At 68.1% G+C, this 16,008-nt stretch carries 16 protein-coding genes; 11 read left to right on the top strand and 5 right to left on the bottom strand.

Features of this window, described 5'->3' with window-relative positions:
- The first annotated feature begins 131 nt into the window (after nucleotides 1-131).
- Both BUB20358_RS22705 and BUB20358_RS22700 read left to right on the top strand, forming a co-directional pair.
- Nucleotides 132-464 (top strand): hypothetical protein, encoded by a 333-nt coding sequence (locus BUB20358_RS22705; RefSeq protein ID WP_006766068.1) that lies wholly within the window; start codon nucleotides 132-134, stop codon nucleotides 462-464.
- A 114-nt stretch (nucleotides 465-578) separates the two neighbouring features.
- Nucleotides 579-2,168, top strand: coding sequence for an ABC transporter substrate-binding protein (locus tag BUB20358_RS22700; RefSeq protein WP_006766069.1), 1,590 nt, complete (start codon nucleotides 579-581; stop codon nucleotides 2,166-2,168).
- 103 nt (nucleotides 2,169-2,271) lie between these two features.
- Here the strand turns inward: BUB20358_RS22700 and BUB20358_RS22695 are convergent, their stop codons facing one another.
- On the bottom strand, nucleotides 2,272-3,579 hold the full coding sequence (locus BUB20358_RS22695; RefSeq protein ID WP_006766070.1) for an Nramp family divalent metal transporter: 1,308 nt from the start codon (nucleotides 3,577-3,579) through the stop codon (nucleotides 2,272-2,274).
- Nucleotides 3,580-3,657: 78 nt separating this feature from the next.
- Entirely contained in the window at nucleotides 3,658-4,914 is a 1,257-nt protein-coding gene (locus BUB20358_RS22690) for an oxalate decarboxylase family bicupin (RefSeq protein ID WP_006766071.1), read from the bottom strand.
- Nucleotides 4,915-5,251: 337 nt separating this feature from the next.
- On the opposite strand from BUB20358_RS22690, the gene sapR reads away from it, so the two are divergent.
- The 9 genes from sapR (at nucleotide 5,252) to BUB20358_RS22645 (ending at nucleotide 13,194) form a co-directional block, all read left to right on the top strand.
- Nucleotides 5,252-6,127, top strand: a complete 876-nt coding sequence (gene sapR / locus BUB20358_RS22685) for a sap1 transcriptional regulator SapR (RefSeq protein ID WP_006766072.1) — start codon at nucleotides 5,252-5,254, stop codon at nucleotides 6,125-6,127.
- 16 nt (nucleotides 6,128-6,143) lie between these two features.
- Nucleotides 6,144-6,707: a D-alanyl-D-alanine dipeptidase gene (gene ddpX / locus BUB20358_RS22680; protein ID WP_006766073.1), complete on the top strand. Its 564-nt coding sequence runs from the start codon at nucleotides 6,144-6,146 to the stop codon at nucleotides 6,705-6,707.
- A gap of 64 nt (nucleotides 6,708-6,771) precedes the next feature.
- Nucleotides 6,772-8,373: an ABC transporter substrate-binding protein gene (locus BUB20358_RS22675; RefSeq protein WP_006766074.1), complete on the top strand. Its 1,602-nt coding sequence runs from the start codon at nucleotides 6,772-6,774 to the stop codon at nucleotides 8,371-8,373.
- 9 nt (nucleotides 8,374-8,382) lie between these two features.
- Nucleotides 8,383-9,453: an ABC transporter permease gene (locus tag BUB20358_RS22670; RefSeq protein WP_006766075.1), complete on the top strand. Its 1,071-nt coding sequence runs from the start codon at nucleotides 8,383-8,385 to the stop codon at nucleotides 9,451-9,453.
- Nucleotides 9,454-9,522: 69 nt separating this feature from the next.
- Nucleotides 9,523-10,440, top strand: coding sequence for a nickel transporter permease (nikC, locus tag BUB20358_RS22665; protein ID WP_006766076.1), 918 nt, complete (start codon nucleotides 9,523-9,525; stop codon nucleotides 10,438-10,440).
- Nucleotide 10,441: 1 nt separating this feature from the next.
- Nucleotides 10,442-11,350, top strand: coding sequence for an ABC transporter ATP-binding protein (locus BUB20358_RS22660; protein WP_035974247.1), 909 nt, complete (start codon nucleotides 10,442-10,444; stop codon nucleotides 11,348-11,350).
- Nucleotides 11,347-12,123 (top strand): ABC transporter ATP-binding protein, encoded by a 777-nt coding sequence (locus tag BUB20358_RS22655; RefSeq protein ID WP_035974249.1) that lies wholly within the window; start codon nucleotides 11,347-11,349, stop codon nucleotides 12,121-12,123. Before BUB20358_RS22660 ends, BUB20358_RS22655 begins: the two co-directional genes overlap by 4 nt.
- Nucleotides 12,124-12,252: 129 nt before the next feature.
- Nucleotides 12,253-12,507, top strand: coding sequence for a GlsB/YeaQ/YmgE family stress response membrane protein (locus BUB20358_RS22650; protein ID WP_006766079.1), 255 nt, complete (start codon nucleotides 12,253-12,255; stop codon nucleotides 12,505-12,507).
- Nucleotides 12,508-12,858: 351 nt separating this feature from the next.
- A complete protein-coding gene (locus BUB20358_RS22645; RefSeq protein ID WP_006766080.1) occupies nucleotides 12,859-13,194 on the top strand; it encodes a hypothetical protein in 336 nt (111 codons plus the stop codon).
- 43 nt (nucleotides 13,195-13,237) lie between these two features.
- Here BUB20358_RS22645 and BUB20358_RS22640 read toward each other — a convergent pair whose 3' ends face one another.
- The 3 genes from BUB20358_RS22640 to BUB20358_RS22630 form a co-directional block, all read right to left on the bottom strand.
- On the bottom strand, nucleotides 13,238-14,110 hold the full coding sequence (locus BUB20358_RS22640) for a LysR substrate-binding domain-containing protein (RefSeq protein ID WP_006766081.1): 873 nt from the start codon (nucleotides 14,108-14,110) through the stop codon (nucleotides 13,238-13,240).
- A 127-nt stretch (nucleotides 14,111-14,237) separates the two neighbouring features.
- Nucleotides 14,238-15,140 carry a class A beta-lactamase gene (gene bla, locus BUB20358_RS22635; RefSeq protein WP_035974252.1) on the bottom strand — a complete coding sequence of 301 codons (903 nt, stop codon included), beginning with the start codon at nucleotides 15,138-15,140 and terminating at the stop codon, nucleotides 14,238-14,240.
- 189 nt (nucleotides 15,141-15,329) lie between these two features.
- Nucleotides 15,330-16,008 (bottom strand): peptidoglycan DD-metalloendopeptidase family protein (locus tag BUB20358_RS22630; RefSeq protein ID WP_174905122.1); only part of this gene is annotated, 679 nt, incomplete at its 5' end.

Here is a 16,008-nt window from a genome sequence, read left to right as displayed (position 1 = left end):
GATACGCGCGGAACGACGCAGGTATACTCCGACGTCGACCGCTTCCGGCATCGCGCGCCGCGCCGTCGCGAAGCTTTGCGTTTCGCTTTCGTCGCGGCCCGGCCTCGACCCGACATACACGACGCCCGATCATGAAACGATTCCTGCTGCTCCTCCCCGCCGCGCTGCTCGCCGCCTGCGGTTCCGCGCCTTCGTCCGACTCGGCCGCATCCGGCGCCGCGCCGATGATCTACGTGTCGTCGCAACGCCCCGCGTACGCGATCGCGAACTGCCTCGACAGCCGGCTGTCGGGCACCGAGCAGTCGCAGCACAACGGCGTGACGGACATCACCGTCGGCTCGCGCGCGTACTTCGTCACGCTGACGCCGTCGGGCAACGGCTCGGTCGTCAAGGTCGTGCGCGGCTCCGGCAGCGAGCCGCCCGAAGAAGCGATGCGCTTCGCGATCGCGCGCTGCGTGATCTGATTCCGCCGCTCCACCCGTGCCCGATGCCGCGCCGTGCGCGCGGCATCGGCTACTTTCGTCCGGGCTGCGGTCGATGAGAGAATCGCACCACGATTCTTTTTCGATGGAGCCCGCATGAAGCATCTGCTGTCCCGGCTGTTCGTCAGCGCCGCGCTCGTCGCGCTTGTTCCGGCGCTGCCGGCGCAGGCCGCGACGCCGCCCGGCATCTTCGTCGTCGCGACGCAGCTCGGCGAATTCACGACGCTCGATCCGAGCGAGATCTACGAGCTCGTGCCGTCCGAGTACGTCGCGAATACGTACGAACGGCTCGTGCGCGTCGACCTGAAGGACCCGACGCGCTTCGACGGACAGATCGCGCAATCGTGGACGGTCGGCGCCGACGGCGTCACCTATACGTTCAAGCTGCGGCCCGGCCTCACGTTCCATTCCGGCAATCCGGTGACCGCCGACGACGTCGCGTGGTCGCTGCAGCGCACGGTGCTGCTCGACAAGGGCCCGGCCGGCGTGCTCGCCGATCTCGGCCTCACGAAGGCGAACGTGATGCAGAAGGTCCGCGCGACCGATCCGCAGACGTTCGTGCTCGAGACCGACCGCAAGTACGCGCCGAGCTTCGTGCTGAACGTGCTGAGCGCATGTCCGGCGTCGGTGCTCGACCGCAAGCTGCTGATGTCGCATCAGCAGGGCAACGATTTCGGCAGCGGCTGGCTGAAGACCAACGATGCGGGCTCGGGCCCGTACCGGCTCGTCAAGTGGACGCCGAACGAGAGCATCGTGCTGCAGCGTTTCGACGCGTATCGCACGCCGTACCCGATGAAGCGCGTCGTGCTGCGCCACGTGCCCGAAGCGTCCGCGCAGCGGCTGCTGCTCGAGAACGGCGACGTCGACGCCGCGCGCAATCTGAGCCCCGACAGCCTCGCCGCGCTGCAGAAGGCGGGCAAGATCAAGGTCGCCGCGTGGCCGGTGTCCGCGCTGCTGTACCTGAGCCTGAATACGAAGAATCCGAATCTCGCGAAGCCCGAAGTGCAGCAGGCGATGAAGTGGCTCGTCGACTACGACGGCATCCAGCGCAACATCGTCAGCACGACCTACAAGGTCCACCAGACGTTCCTGCCCGAAGGCTTTCTCGGCACGCTGAACGCGCGGCCGTACCGGCAGGACGTCGCGAAGGCGAAGGCGCTGCTCGCGAAGGCCGGGCTGCCGAACGGCTTCGACGTGACGATGGACATGCCGAACGACTATCCGTACATCGAGATCGCGCAGGCGCTGCAGGCGAACTTCGCACAGGGCGGCATCCGCGTGAAGCTGATCCCCGGCGACGCGAAGCAGGCGATCGGCAAGTACCGCGCGCGCCAGCACGACATCTTCATCGGCGAATGGTCGCCCGACTACATGGACCCGAACAGCAACGCGCGCGGCTTCGCGTGGAATCCGGACAACTCGGACCAGTCGAAGACGAAAATGCTCGCGTGGCGCAACGGCTGGGACATCCCGCAGCTGACGAAGGACACCGAGGCCGCACTCGTCGAACCGTCGCCGGCGAAGCGCGCGCAGCGTTACGAAGCGCTGCAGAAGGCCGTGCTCGCGAACTCGCCGTTCGTCATCATGTTCGAGAAGGTCGTGCAGGTCGCGACGCGGCCGGGCACGACCGGGCCCGAGATCGGGCCGATCAACGACCTCGTGTCGTACCGCACGCTCGCGAAGTGATGTGCCGCGCGGCCCGTGCGCATCGGCCGTGCCGATCGCGGGCGGGCCGCGGCGCGCACCGCTGCGTCGGGTTGCGCGACGCGCGCCCGCACGGTTCGTGCACTCAGTCGAACGCCGCCCACACCAGATACGCATTCAGCGCGACGATCACGACCGTCGCCGCGCCCGCGACGATGCGCAGCGGCATCCGCATCGCATAGTCGCCCATCACGTCCTTGCGCGCGGACAGCAGCAGCAGCGCGATCATCGGCATCGGCAGCACGAAGCTCAGCACGACCTGGCTCGCGACCATCGCATGCGTGACGTCGCAGCCGAGCGCGACGACCGCGAACGCGGGTGCGATCGTCACCGCGCGCCGCACCCACACCGACATGCGGCGCCGGATGAAGCCCTGCATCACGACCTGCCCGGCCATCGTGCCGACCACCGAACTCGACACGCCCGACGTCATCAGCGCGACGAGGAACAACGCGCCGGCCGCGGGGCCGAGCACCGGAATCAGCGTGTGATACGCATCGCCGATGTCGGTCATGCCGGGCGCGCTCAGATGGAACGCCGACGACGCCATCATCACCATCGCGAGATTCACGAAGCCGGCCAGCCCGAGCGCGATCACGACCTCGCGGTTCGAGAACCGCACGAGCCGGCGCCGCTCCGTGTCGTCGCGCGGCGCGGTGCGGCCCTGCGTGAGCCCCGAATGCAGATACAGCGTATGCGGCATGATCGTCGCGCCGATGATCCCGACCGCGATCGTCAGCGCCGTATGGTCCGGAATCTGCGGGACCACGAGATGAAACGCGGCCGCGTGCCAGTCCTGCGGCGCAAGCAGCAGCTCGCCGACGTAGCATGCGCCGATCACGCCGACGAGCGCCGCGATCGCGGCTTCGAGCGGCCGGAAGCCGCGCTTTTCGAGCGCGAGGATCGCGCAGGTCGCGACCGCCGTCGCGATCATCCCGGCGAACAGCGGCACGTGGCACAACAGCCCGAACGCGAGCGCGCCGCCGAGGAATTCGGCGAGATCGGTCGCCATCGCGGCGATCTCGGATGCGATCCACATCCCCCACACGACGGGCGCCGGGAAATGGTCGCGGCACAGCTCCGCGAGATTGCGGCCGGTCACGATACCGAGCCGCGCCGACATCGCCTGGAACAGCATCGCGATCGCATTCGCGGCGAGCACGACCCACAGCAGCCGGTAACCGTACGCGGCGCCGGCCTGGATGTTGGTCGCGAAGTTGCCGGGGTCCATATAGCCGATCGACGCGACCACGGCCGGGCCGACGAACGGCAGCAGCGCGGCGAGGCCCGTGCGCCGCCCTTCCAGCGCGGCGCGGGCGGCGGCGTCGGTCCGCTCGGTCGACATGCCGGGCAGCGCGAAGCTGCCGGCGGATTTGCTCGTGACGGGAATCATGGTGTCGTTCCGTTCGAATGACGAAGGCGGGTTCGATCGCGGCCGCCGCCGGCACGCCGGCGCGCGGCCGCGGCGGCATTACAGCGGCACCACATCGGGGCGGTTGCGCGAAAACTGCGCGATCACGTCCGGCGAGATGTTCAGGTGCGCTTCGACGAGCTTCGGCGGCGTATGCGCGAGCCAGTCGGACAGCGACACTTCCGCGTAGCGGTCGGCCTTGAAGATCTCGAGAAACACGAGATCGGTATGACCGGTGTTCTGCACGTAATGCCCGAGGCTCTTCTTCACGTAGCCGACGTCGCCCGCGCGAAAATCGGCCGTCTGCGCCTTCGGGCCGGTGTCGAACACGGTCATCCGCGCTTCGCCCTGCAGGTAGTACTGCCACTCGTCCGCGTTCGGATGCCAGTGCAGCTCGCGCATGCCGCCCGGATGCACGGTGACGAGCGCCGCCGCGACGGTCTTCGAAATGTTGAAGTTCGTGCTGTCGGCGATCCGGACTTCGCCGCCGCGCGTGCGCGCGGCCGGCTTCATGTCGCCGAGCGAAAAGATGAACGGATGCGGCGGCGCGCCGCGCGACGACGCGGACGCGCGCTGCGCGTCGGCGAGCGGCCCCGGCTCGTCGCCCTGGAAGATCCACAGGTTGTCGAGCGGAATGTTCTTGAACGCATCGGCCGGCACGCCGAAGTTCAGCGCGAGCACGTCGGGCGGCGTGTGCGCGATCCAGTCGGTCAGCAGCAGCGTATTGAATTCCGACGCGCGGCCGTTATCGAACGCGAGCAGGAATTCGGCGCCGTCGGTGCCGATGCCTTGCAGCGAATGCGGCAGGCCCGGCGGGAAATACCAGAGATCGCCGGTTTTCACGTCCTGGACCGACGGACGCCCGAGTTCGTCGAGCACGGTAATCCGGCAGCGGCCGTCGAGCATGATTGCCCACTCGGCCTGCTGGTGCCAATGCATTTCCCGAATGCCGCCGCGCGTCAGACGCATGTTCACGCCGGAAATCGTTTCGGAAATCGCGAAATCGTCCTGCGTCACTTCGCGCGCCCAGCCGCCATTTTGAATTCGTTTATGCGCATTATTGAACGACGCCCAGAATAACGGCATGCCGTTGATATCGGTGGCCGGCGGATCCTGAAAAGACGGAAACTGATTGGCGAGTGCGGGATTCTGCGGGCCGGGATCGGTCAGGCTCTGGCGATTGCGCGCGTTGATCGCGCCTTCCGGCGGGCGGTCCGGATTGCCGAACGACGCGGCCTTCGCCGTTACCGCAATGCCCGCGGCGGCAATCGCGCCGGCCGTATTCGCCAACATCCTGCGTCGAGACAGATTCGTCATGATTTTCCTCTGCATTCTTGCAATTGATCGAATATCCATTACGGGATAAATGCCGTTTTTCGAATAATCAAAAATCCCGCATCCCGTAACGCAGAGTTAAATCCAAATCCGATGAAAAATTAAATGAATTATCGAGCTAGACCAATGAATTAATCTGATCGCCTTTAATTTTGTAATGATCGCGGCGCCGCCCGGCGACATGCCGCATCGCGCGCGCACGTCGCCGCCCTCCGCTATCGCGGTCGCCTCGCAATAGTTTTTGTCCACTGGCGCGAATGATTTTGGCTTTGTTAGATGCATGACATTCAGATGCCGAACGACAACGATCTAACATCCGATGACCTGCGCCTTCGCCCGTACCGTCGAATCCCGCTTCGCCGAGCTGACGCCGACCGCGAAGCGCATCGCCAGCTACATGCTCGCGAACCTCGACCGGCTCGGGCTCGAGACGGCCGACCAGATCGCGCAGCAGACCGGCACGAGCGGGATCTCGGTCGGCCGCTTCCTGCGCAGCGTCGGCTATCGCAATCTCGACGACCTGAAGCGCGAACTGCGCGGCGGCGGCGACCGGCCGTGGATGATCACCGACCGTCTCGACGAATATCGCCGGATCGCGCGCACGCAGCCGAGCGGCGACGCGCGCGGCGACGGCGCGCTCGCGTCGTCGCTCGAGCGCGAGCTCGATGCGATCCGCCATGTGTACCGGCTGGCCGAAGGCCCGGTGTTCGCGCAGGTCGCGGACCGGATCGCGCATGCCGATGCGGTGTTCGTCCTCGGGATCCAGTCGACGCGCGGGATCAGCAACGCGTTCAGCAGCTACCTCGAATATCTGCGCCCGCGCGTGTTCTACTCGGACGGTCAGTCGGGCTCGTACGTCGATTCGCTGAACTCCGAATTCGAGCGGCCGTACTGCGTCGTCACCGATACGCGCGCGTATTCGCGCAGCGCGCGCCGCTATTGCGAAGCGGCCGCCGAGCTCGGCCAGCCGTTCGCGCTCGTCACCGACCTGTATTGCCCGTGGGCGCGCGAATGGCCGGCCGACCTGCTGCAGGTGAAGACCGACGTCGGGCAGTTCTGGGATTCGCTCGCGCCGCTCACCTGCCTGTTCAACCTGCTGATCACGGCCGTGGTCGATCGCCTCGGCCCGGCGATCGACCGGCGCGTCGCGCGCAACCGCGAACTGCAACGCACGTTCGACCAATTCGAATCCTGAGAAAACCGCCCTGCCGATGAACGATTACCGCCTCGTCGAAATCACGCCCGCCACGCATCGCGTCGAGATCGATCTCGTCTATGCGACCGAGCGCAACCTGACCGGCAAGCCGATCTACCGCCGTGCGCACTGCCTGCTGCTCGAGCCGGCCGAAGCCGCGCTGCGGCGCGCGGTCGACGTCGCCGCACAAGCCGGCTTCACGCTGCGCATCTACGACGCGTACCGGCCGCCGCAGGCGCAGCAGGTGCTGTGGGATTTCCTGCCCGATCCGAACTTCGTCGCCGATCTCGGCCGCGGGTCGAACCACAGCCGCGGCACCGCGCTCGACCTGACGCTCGTCGGCGCGGACGGCGCGCCGCTCGACATGGGCACCGGCTTCGACGAGATGGTCGCCGCATCGGGTCATTTCCACGCGGGGCTGCCCGAAACCGTGCAGCGCAACCGGCTGCTGCTGCTCGGCGTGATGCAGGCGGCCGGCTTCGCGCATATCCACAGCGAATGGTGGCATTACGAGCTGCCCGGCTCGCGCGCGCTGCCGCAGATCGACAACGACGCCAGCGGTCCGTGGCGCCTGATGTGACGCACGTCCCCTTTTCCGTTCACGTTCGACCATTTCAACGACATCAACGACAGATGGAGCGCCCATGAAACCCCTGACATCCCGGCTCGTCGCGTCCCTGGCCGCCGCGGCCGTTCTCGCCGCCGTTCCGTTTTCCGCCGCGCGCGCGGAAACGCCGAAGGACATGTTCGTGATGGCCACGCTGCTCGACGAATTCACGACGCTCGATCCGGGCGAGATCTACGAGCTCGTGCCGGAGGAATACGTGGCGAACACGTACGACCGGCTGGTGCGCGTCGACCTGCGCGACCCGTCGAAATTCAACGGCGACGTCGCGCAGTCGTGGACGGTCAGCGCGGACGGGCTGACCTACACGTTCAAGCTGCGCAGCGGCCTGAAGTTCCACTCGGGCAATCCGCTGACGGCCGACGACGTCGCGTGGTCGATCCAGCGCGCGGTGCTGCTCGACAAGGGGCCGGCGGCCGTGCTGACCGGCATCGGCCTCACGAAGGCGAACGTCGCGGCGAACGTGAAGAAGATCGACGACCAGACGGTCGCGATCACGACCGACCGCAAGTACGCGCCGACCTTCGTGCTGAACGTGCTCGGTTCGTGGCCCGCGTCGGTGGTCGACAAGAAGCTGCTGCTGTCGCACCAGCAGGGCAGCGACTTCGGCAACGCGTGGCTGAAGACGAACGAGGCCGGCTCCGGCGCGTACAGGCTCGTCAAGTGGACGGCCGGCGACAGCATCGTGCTGCAGCGCTTCGACGGCTATCGTCTGCCGCTCGCGATGAAGCGCATCGTGCTGCGCCACGTGCCCGAAGCCGCGAGCCAGCGGCTGCTGCTCGAAAACGGCGACGTCGACGCGGCGCGCGACCTGAGCCCCGACGATCTCGCGTCGGTCGTCAAGTCCGGCAAGGCGAAGGTCGTGGCGGCGCCGCAGGCGACGCTGCTGTATCTGGGCCTGAACACGAAGAACCCGACGCTCGCGAAGCCCGACGTGCAGGAAGCGCTGAAATGGCTCGTCGACTATTCGGGCATTCAAAGCAACGTCGTGAAGACGACGTACAAGGTGCATCAGACCTTCCTGCCCGAAGGCTTCCTCGGCGCGCTGAACACGAACCCGTACAAGCTCGACGTCGCGAAGGCCAAGGCGCTGCTCGCGAAAGCCGGCGTACCCGACGGCTTCACGGTGACGATGGACGTGCGCAACGATTATCCGTACACGGAGATCGCGCAGGCCGTGCAGGCGAACTTCGCGCAGGCGGGCGTCAAGGTGCAGCTGATTCCCGGCGACAACAAGCAGACGCTCGCGAAATACCGCGCGCGTCAGCACGACATCTACATCGGCGAATGGTCGGCCGACTACATCGATCCGCACAGCAATGCGCAAGGTTTCGCATGGAACCCGGACAACTCCGACAAGTCGAGCTATAAAATGCTCGCTTGGCGCAACAGATGGGACATCCCGAAGCTGACGAAGGAAACCGACGCCGCGCTCGCCGAGCCGACCGCGGCGAAACGCGCACAGCTGTACCAGGCGATGCAGAAGGAACTGCTCGCGCGTTCGCCGTTCGTGATCATGTTCGAGAAGGTCGCGCAGGTCGCGACGCGGCCCGGCGTGAGCGGGCTCGAAGTCGGACCGATCAACGACCTCGTGTCGTACCGCAACCTGAAGAAGCAATAAGCCCGCCGCATGTCGACTCCCGTCTCCTCCCTCGAAGCGCTGCGCACGCTGCCCGCGCGACGCCCGGCCGTGCGCTGGACGCTGCGCGTGCTGCGCTGGGCGCTCACGCTCGCGGTCACGTTCGCGGGGCTGCTCGCGCTGACGTTCGTGATCGGCCGCAAGGTGCCGATCGATCCGGTGCTCGCGATCCTCGGCGATCGCGCGTCGGCCGAAGCGTACGCGGCCGAACGCATCGCGCTCGGGCTCGACAAGCCGCTCGTCACGCAATTCCTGATCTATGCGCGCGACGTGCTGCACGGCGATCTCGGCATGTCGCTGCTGACGTCGAACCCGGTGCTCGACGACATCAAGCGCGTGTTTCCGGCGACGCTCGAGCTGGCGACGATCGCGACGCTGATCGGCATCGCGATCGGCGTGCCGCTCGGCGTCGCGGCCGCGGTGAAGCACAACCGCCCGATCGATCACGTCGCGCGCTTCGTCGGGCTGGTCGGCAATTCGGTGCCGGTGTTCTGGCTCGGGCTGATGGGACTGCTGCTGTTCTATGCGCGGCTGCACTGGGTTGCCGGGCCGGGACGGCTCGATCCGGTGTACGACGGGATGGTCGAGCCGCGCACCGGCAGCCTGCTGATCGACGCGGCGCTCGCCGGCGAATGGGACGTGCTGCGCAACGCGCTGTCGCACATCGCGCTGCCGGCGGCGATCCTCGGCTACTACTCGGTCGCGTACCTGAGCCGGATGACGCGCTCGTTCATGCTCGACCAGCTGAACCAGGAATACATCGTGACCGCGCGCGCGAAGGGATTGTCCGAGCGCCGCGTGATCTGGCGTCACGCGTTCGGCAACATCGCGGTGCCGCTGCTGACCGTGATCGCGCTCACGTACAGCAACCTGCTCGAAGGCTCGGTGCTGACCGAAATCGTGTTCGCGTGGCCGGGGCTCGGCTCGTATCTGACCGGCGCGCTGCTGAACGCCGACATGAGCGCGGTGCTCGGCGCGACGCTCGTGATCGGCGCGATGTTCATCACCGTCAACCTGCTGACCGATGCGCTGTACCGCGTATTCGATCCGCGCGCACGCTGAGAGCCGCTTCGACATGACCGCCTTTACCCTGCTTCCGCTTCCGTTTCCGTCCATGCCGAAGGCCGCCCGATGACGAATGCCGACCGTGTCACGCTGCGCGCGTGGCTGCTTTCCGATGCGCCCGCGTCGCGCTCGCAGGCCGCGCTCGGCCTCGCGTACCGTCGCTGGCGCCGCTTCGCGACGAATCCGCTGAACCTGTTCGGACTCGCGATTCTCGTCGTACTGATCGTCGTCGCGATCGTCGGCCCGCTGATCATGCCGCACGATCCGCTGCGCCAGGTGCTCGCCGATCGCCTGCTGCCGCCCGGTTCGCCGTCGCACTGGCTCGGCACCGATCAGCTCGGCCGCGACATCCTGTCGAGGCTGATCGGCGGCGCGCGCCTCACGCTCGGCATCGCGCTGCTCGTCGTCGTGATCGTCGTGCCGATCGGCGTCGCGATCGGCACGACGGCCGGCTACTGCCGCGGCTTCGTCGACAGCGTGCTGATGCGCATCACCGACGTCGCGCTCGCGTTTCCGAAGATCGTGCTCGCGCTCGCGTTCGCGGCCGCGCTCGGGCCGGGCGTGATCAACGCGGTCGTCGCGATCTCGATCACCGCGTGGCCCGCGTATGCGCGGCTCGCGCGCGCGGAGACGATCCGCATCGCGCAGGCCGACTACATCCACGCGGCGCGGCTGCAGGGCGCGTCCGGGCCGCGCATTCTGCTGCGCTACATCGTGCCGCTGTGCATGTCGTCGGTGATCGTGCGCGCGACGCTCGACATGGCCGGCATCATCCTGACCGTCGCGGGGCTCGGCTTCCTCGGGCTCGGCGCGCAGCCGCCGAGCCCCGAATGGGGCTTCATGGTCGCGTCGGGCCGCAACGTGCTGCTCGACGCGTGGTGGGTCGCGACGCTGCCCGGCGCGGCGATCCTGCTCGTGAGCCTCGCGTTCAACCTGCTCGGCGACGGGCTGCGCGACGTCTTCGATCCCCGGCATGGAGCCTGACATGCAGATGAATTCTGCCGTCGCGCCGCTGTGCGAAATCGACGGCCTGAAGATCGGCTTTCGCGGCCACGACGGCGTCGTGACCGATGCGGTGCGCGACCTGTCGCTGACGCTCGCGCCCGGCGAACGGCTCGGCATCGTCGGCGAATCGGGTTCCGGCAAGTCGCTGACCGGGCGGGCGCTGCTCGGGCTGCTGCCCGACGCCGCGCGCTGCTCGGCGCGCACGATGCGCTTCGCGGGCCACGACCTGCTCGCGATGTCGCCGCGCGAGCGCCGGCGGCTGTGCGGCAGCCAGATGGGGATGATCCTGCAGGATCCGAAGTATTCGCTGAACCCGGTGATGACCGTCGCGAAGCAGATGAGCGAAGCGTTCCGGCGGCACGAACCTAGCTTGCGGGGCCGCGCGCTGCGCGAGCGGATCGTCGACGCGCTCGCGGCCGTGCAGATCCGCGATCCCGCACGCGTCGCCGACGCGTATCCGCACGAGCTGTCGGGTGGCATGGGCCAGCGCGTGATGATCGCGATGATGGTGTCGACCGGGCCGCGGCTGCTGATCGCCGACGAGCCGACGTCCGCGCTCGACGTCGCGGTATCGATGCAGGTGCTCGCGGTGCTCGACACGATGATCGCGCGGCACGGCACCGGCCTGATGTTCATCAGCCACGACCTGCCGCTCGTGATGTCGTTCTGCGACCGCGTCGCGGTGATGTATGCGGGGCGCGTCGTCGAAACCTGTGCGGCGCGCGACCTGCGCGACGCGACGCACCCTTATACGCGCGGGCTGCTCGCCGCGAATCCGCCGCTCGCGAATCCGCCCGACGAACTGCCGGTGCTGCAGCGCGATCCGGCGTGGCTCGATGCCGCGCCGCCCTTCTCCATGCCCGCCGATCGACAGGAGCCTTCACGATGATCGACGTCGATCACGCATCGATCCGTTTTCCGACCCGCACCGGCCATGTCGACGCGGTGCGCGACGCAAGCTTCGCAGTGCGCGACGGCGAAGTGTTCGGGCTCGTCGGCGAATCGGGCTCCGGCAAGTCGACGCTGCTGCGCGCGCTGACCGGCCTCGTGCCGCTCGCGTCGGGCAGCCTGTCGATCGACGGACGGACGGTCGGCGGCACGCCGGACCGCGCGTTCCGCCGCCGCGTGCAGATGGTGTTCCAGGATCCGTACGCGTCGCTGCATCCGCGTTTCACCGTCGACCAGACGCTGCGCGAGCCGCTGTCGATCCACGGCATCGGCGACGCCGACGCGCGCATCGCGCGTGCGCTGTCCGAAGTCGGGCTCGGCCCGACGTTCCGCTTCCGCTACCCGCATCAGCTGTCGGGCGGCCAGCGGCAGCGCGTCGCGATCGCGCGTGCGCTGATCGTCGAGCCGCGCGTGCTGCTGCTCGACGAGCCGACGTCGGCGCTCGACGTATCGGTGCAGGCCGAGATCCTGAACCTGCTGCGCCGCCTGCATCGCGAGCGCAACCTGACGATGATCCTCGTCAGCCACAACCTCGCGGTGGTCGGCTTCCTGTGCCAGCGCGTCGCCGTGATGCAGCACGGCGAAATCGTCGAGCAGCTGCGGATCGAAGACGTGCGCGCGGGGCACGTCGCGCGCGACTACACGCGCACGCTGCTGCGCGCGACCGAAGGCTACCGGCGTGCGGAGCCGGTCGCCGGCGAGCCGGCGAACTGACATCCGCGGAACGCGCGGGCGTGCGATACTCCGCACGCCGCGCGCCGCTTTGCCGGCGCGCGGAACCCCGATGGACCGCACCGGTCCATCTCCGTTCTTCAACCGCTCAACAGCAATAGGGAGGCGTTCATGCTGCAATTCATCGAAACCCTGGTGGTCGGGCTCATCGTCGGCCTCCTCGCCCGCGCGCTCAAGCCCGGCGACGACAAGATGGGCATCGTGATGACCATCGTGCTCGGCGTCGTCGGCTCGCTGATCGCCGGCTACGTCGGCCGCGCGGCCGGCTGGTATTCGCCGGGCCAGGGCGCAGGCTGGATCGCATCGATCATCGGCGCGATCGTGCTGCTCGTGATCGTCGGCGCGCTGCGCAAGCGCGCGGGCTGATCGGCGCGAGCTGCCGCGATCCGTCGCGATCGCGCTGCAAAACGAAACGGCCGCTCGTGACCGACGAGCGGCCGTTTCGCTTTTCCGCCGCTGCAACGCGGTTGCGTCTGCAACGATAGCGGCGAACGCCCGTCGTCCGCTGCTGCCCTTACGGCATTACCCCGACTTGCCGCCGCCCGATTTTGAGATAAATTGATTGAAGGCACGCGGCGGCGTTTGCCCGTGCCGATCGTCTCCGGTTTCCTGCTCAAGAGGTTCGATGGAATTGCCGTTTACGCACACAGCATCGCAGCGTTGACGGCTGCCGGTCGAGCGGCCGCGCTGCGACGCGCTTCCTTTCTGGAGCCCGTCATGAAGCCTCACCCGTTTGCCGTGTCGTTCGCATTGGCTGCCTCGCTTCTGGCGTCGTTGCCGTCGTTTGCCGACAGCAGCTCCGGCATCGTTCGCTTCACCGGCATGATCGTCGAGCCGCCGTGCTCGTTCGCGCTCGACGCGGCGGGCACGACGCCCGCGCGCGTGCGTCCGGACTGCCCACGCCCGGCCGCCGGCCAGATCGCGTTCGTCGATGCCGCATCGTCGCGCACGCTCAAGACCGCGACGTTCACGCAGGCATCGCATCCCATCGCTTTACCTTCGCGCGCCGCGAACGAGCGCGCACCGATGATCGCGATCGTCACTTATCAGTAGACCGGCGAATCCGCGGCCGCGCGGCGAACCGCGCGCACGCGCGTCAGTCGCGATGGCGCGCGATCCAGTCGCTGAACGCGCGGATCTTCTGCTGGCTGCCGATGGTTTCGGGGTAGACGAAGAAGTAGCGTGCGCCGGTTTCGAGCACGATGTCGAACGGACGTTCGAGCCGGCGCGCGCTGACGTCGTCGTCGACGAGCGTCACGTCGCCGATCGCGACGCCGAAGCCCTGCATCGCCGCGTTCGTCGCGAGATCGAGCGTGTCGAACGTCGGCCCGCGTTCGGCGTCGACGCCGCGCTCGCCCGCGTAATCGAGCCACGCGCGCCAGTCGCGATGATCGCGCGTCGGATGCAGCAGCGTATGACGCGCGAGATCGCCCACCGCGTCGAGCGGCAGCGCGTGCCGCAGTTCGGGCGCACATACCGGCGTCAGCCGCTCGTCGAACAGCGGCAGCGCGAACACGCCGGCGCCCGGCGACGTGCCGTAGACGACGGCCGCATCGAACGGCTCGCTCGAAAAATCGACGACGTGCTGCCACGCGGTCGTGATCTGCACGTGCAGATCGGGATGCTCGCCCTGGAAGCGCATGATGCGCGGCAGCATCCAGCGCATCACGCAGGTCGGCACCTTCAGCGCGAGATCGGTGCGCTGCCGCGTGAGCTTCGATGAAATGTCTTCGATCCGCGCGAAGCTTTCGTTGACGACCGGCAGCAGCTGCTCGCCTTCGGGCGTCAGCGTGAGCCCCTTCGCATGCCGCCTGAACAGCGGAAAACCGTAATGCGCTTCGAGCGTCTGGATCTGCCGGCTCACCGCGCCCTGCGTGATGCACAGCTGCTCGGCCGCGCGCGTGAAGCTGCGGTGGCGGGCCACCGTCGAGAAGATCTGCAGCGCGTGCAGGGGCGGAAGTCGGCGCATGACGGAACGGATCGGCGTAAGAAACGGCGCGCCGGCACCGGCGCGCGCTGATCGACACGATAAGCCAAACGCCGGCTTTGCGCGAGGTGTCGCGCCGCGCGCGGGTGCGTCGACCGTCGCGCGGGAATCAGGCGCTGGCGGTCAGCGCACCGGCGGCGATGCGTGCGGCCGACGCGACGACGTCCGCGCGCGCCGCCGCATCGGCGCGCGGCTGCGTGAACGACACGGCCATCACGAGCGGCGCGCGCGACGGCGGCCACACGACGGCGACGTCGGTCGTCGTGCCGTAGCCGCCGGTGCCCGTCTTGCCGGCGACGCGCCAGCCGGGCGGCACGCCCGCCGCGATGCCCGGCGTGCCGCGCGCGCTGTCCGTCAGCCATTCCGTGAGCTGCGTGCGCTGCGGTTCGTGCAGCACGGTTTCGCCGAGCAGCAGCCGCTGCAGCGTGTCGACCATCGCGACCGGCGTCGACGTGTCGCGTTCGTCGTCGGGCACGGCCCTGTTCAGTTCGGGTTCCCAGTGATCGAGGCGGAACGTCGTGTCGCCGCTTTCGCGCGCGAACGACGTGACGGCCTGCGGGCCGCCGAGCACGCCCATCAGCAGATTGCCCGCCCCCTTGTCGCCGGCCTGCAGCATCGCGACGCACAGCTGCGCGATCGTCATCCCGGTATCGACGTGGCTCTCGGTGACCGGCGAGCCCGACACGATTTCATAGCGGCGATACAGGATGCGGCGCGGCAGCAGCGACGCGTCGAGCGACGCCCGCGCGAGCATCGCGGCCGCCGCGACGACCGCATAGGTGCCGCACAGCGGGAACCGCTGCCGCGCGTGATGCGCGATTCGCGTGCCGTTCGACGTATCGAGCGCGGCGACGCCGAGCCGGCCGTTCGACGCCTGTTCAAGCGCGGCGAGCGCCGATTGCGCGGCATGGGCGCGACCCTGATCGGCGACGGGCGCAGATGTGCATGCGGCGACGAACGGTGCGGATAACGCGGCGAGCAACAGCGAGCGACGGGTCGGAGAGTGTTCCATGAATGGGGAATGTTCTGTCGGAAACGGTGGCTCGAAACAACGCATGCGCGCCCGTTGCGCGGACGGCAGCCGCGGCAGGCTCGGCCGTGCATCGTCCAGCGCCGCCGTCGGCCGCGCGCACGCGCAGCGCGCATGAAACGCTCGTAGCGTAGCAGCGACGACGCCCGCGTTCCAGCGGCGCCGCCGGCGTCAGCCTTGCGACGAAGGCAGATACGGCATCGGATTGACCGGCTTGCCGTCGCGCCGCACTTCGAACAGCAGCGCGACGCGCGAGTTGTCGAGATCGCCCATCTCGGCGATCGCGTCGCCCTGGCGCACGATGTCGCCGGTCTTCACGAGCAGCTTGCGGTTGTGCGCATACGCGGTCAGAAAATCCGCGTTGTGCTGGACGATGATCAGGCTGCCGTAATCGTTCAGGCCCGTGCCCGCATACATCACGCGTCCGTCGGCGGCCGCGCGCACCGGATCGCCCGGCCGGCCGGCGATCTGAATGCCGCGGTTCTGCCCCGGCCTGAACGTCTCGACGATCTTGCCGCGCGCGGGCCACGTGAGCGCGACGCCGCTCGCGTGCCGCTTCGTTTCCTTGATGACCTGCCGGTCGCTCGCGCTCGATGCGGCTGCCGACGCGCCGCCCGACGCATCGCTCGCGGCAACCGGTGCGGCCGCCTGTGCAGCCGGTGCGGCCGCCGGTTGCGGCTGTTGCCGCGCGACGATGCGCAGCACCTGCCCGGCGCGCAGACGGCTGCGCGCGCCGAGCTTGTTCCACGTGCGCAGGTCGCCGACGCTGCAGTCGTGCGCGGACGCGATGCCGGTCAGCGTGTCGCCGCGCTTCACGACGTACTGCTTCGCAACGAGAATGGGCGCCGGC

The sequence above is a fragment of the Burkholderia dolosa genome, from assembly GCF_902499135.1.
Classification (GTDB): domain Bacteria; phylum Pseudomonadota; class Gammaproteobacteria; order Burkholderiales; family Burkholderiaceae; genus Burkholderia; species Burkholderia dolosa.
The sequence above is the reverse complement of the archived record's forward strand: the minus strand, read 5'-3'. Positions and strand labels throughout refer to the sequence as shown.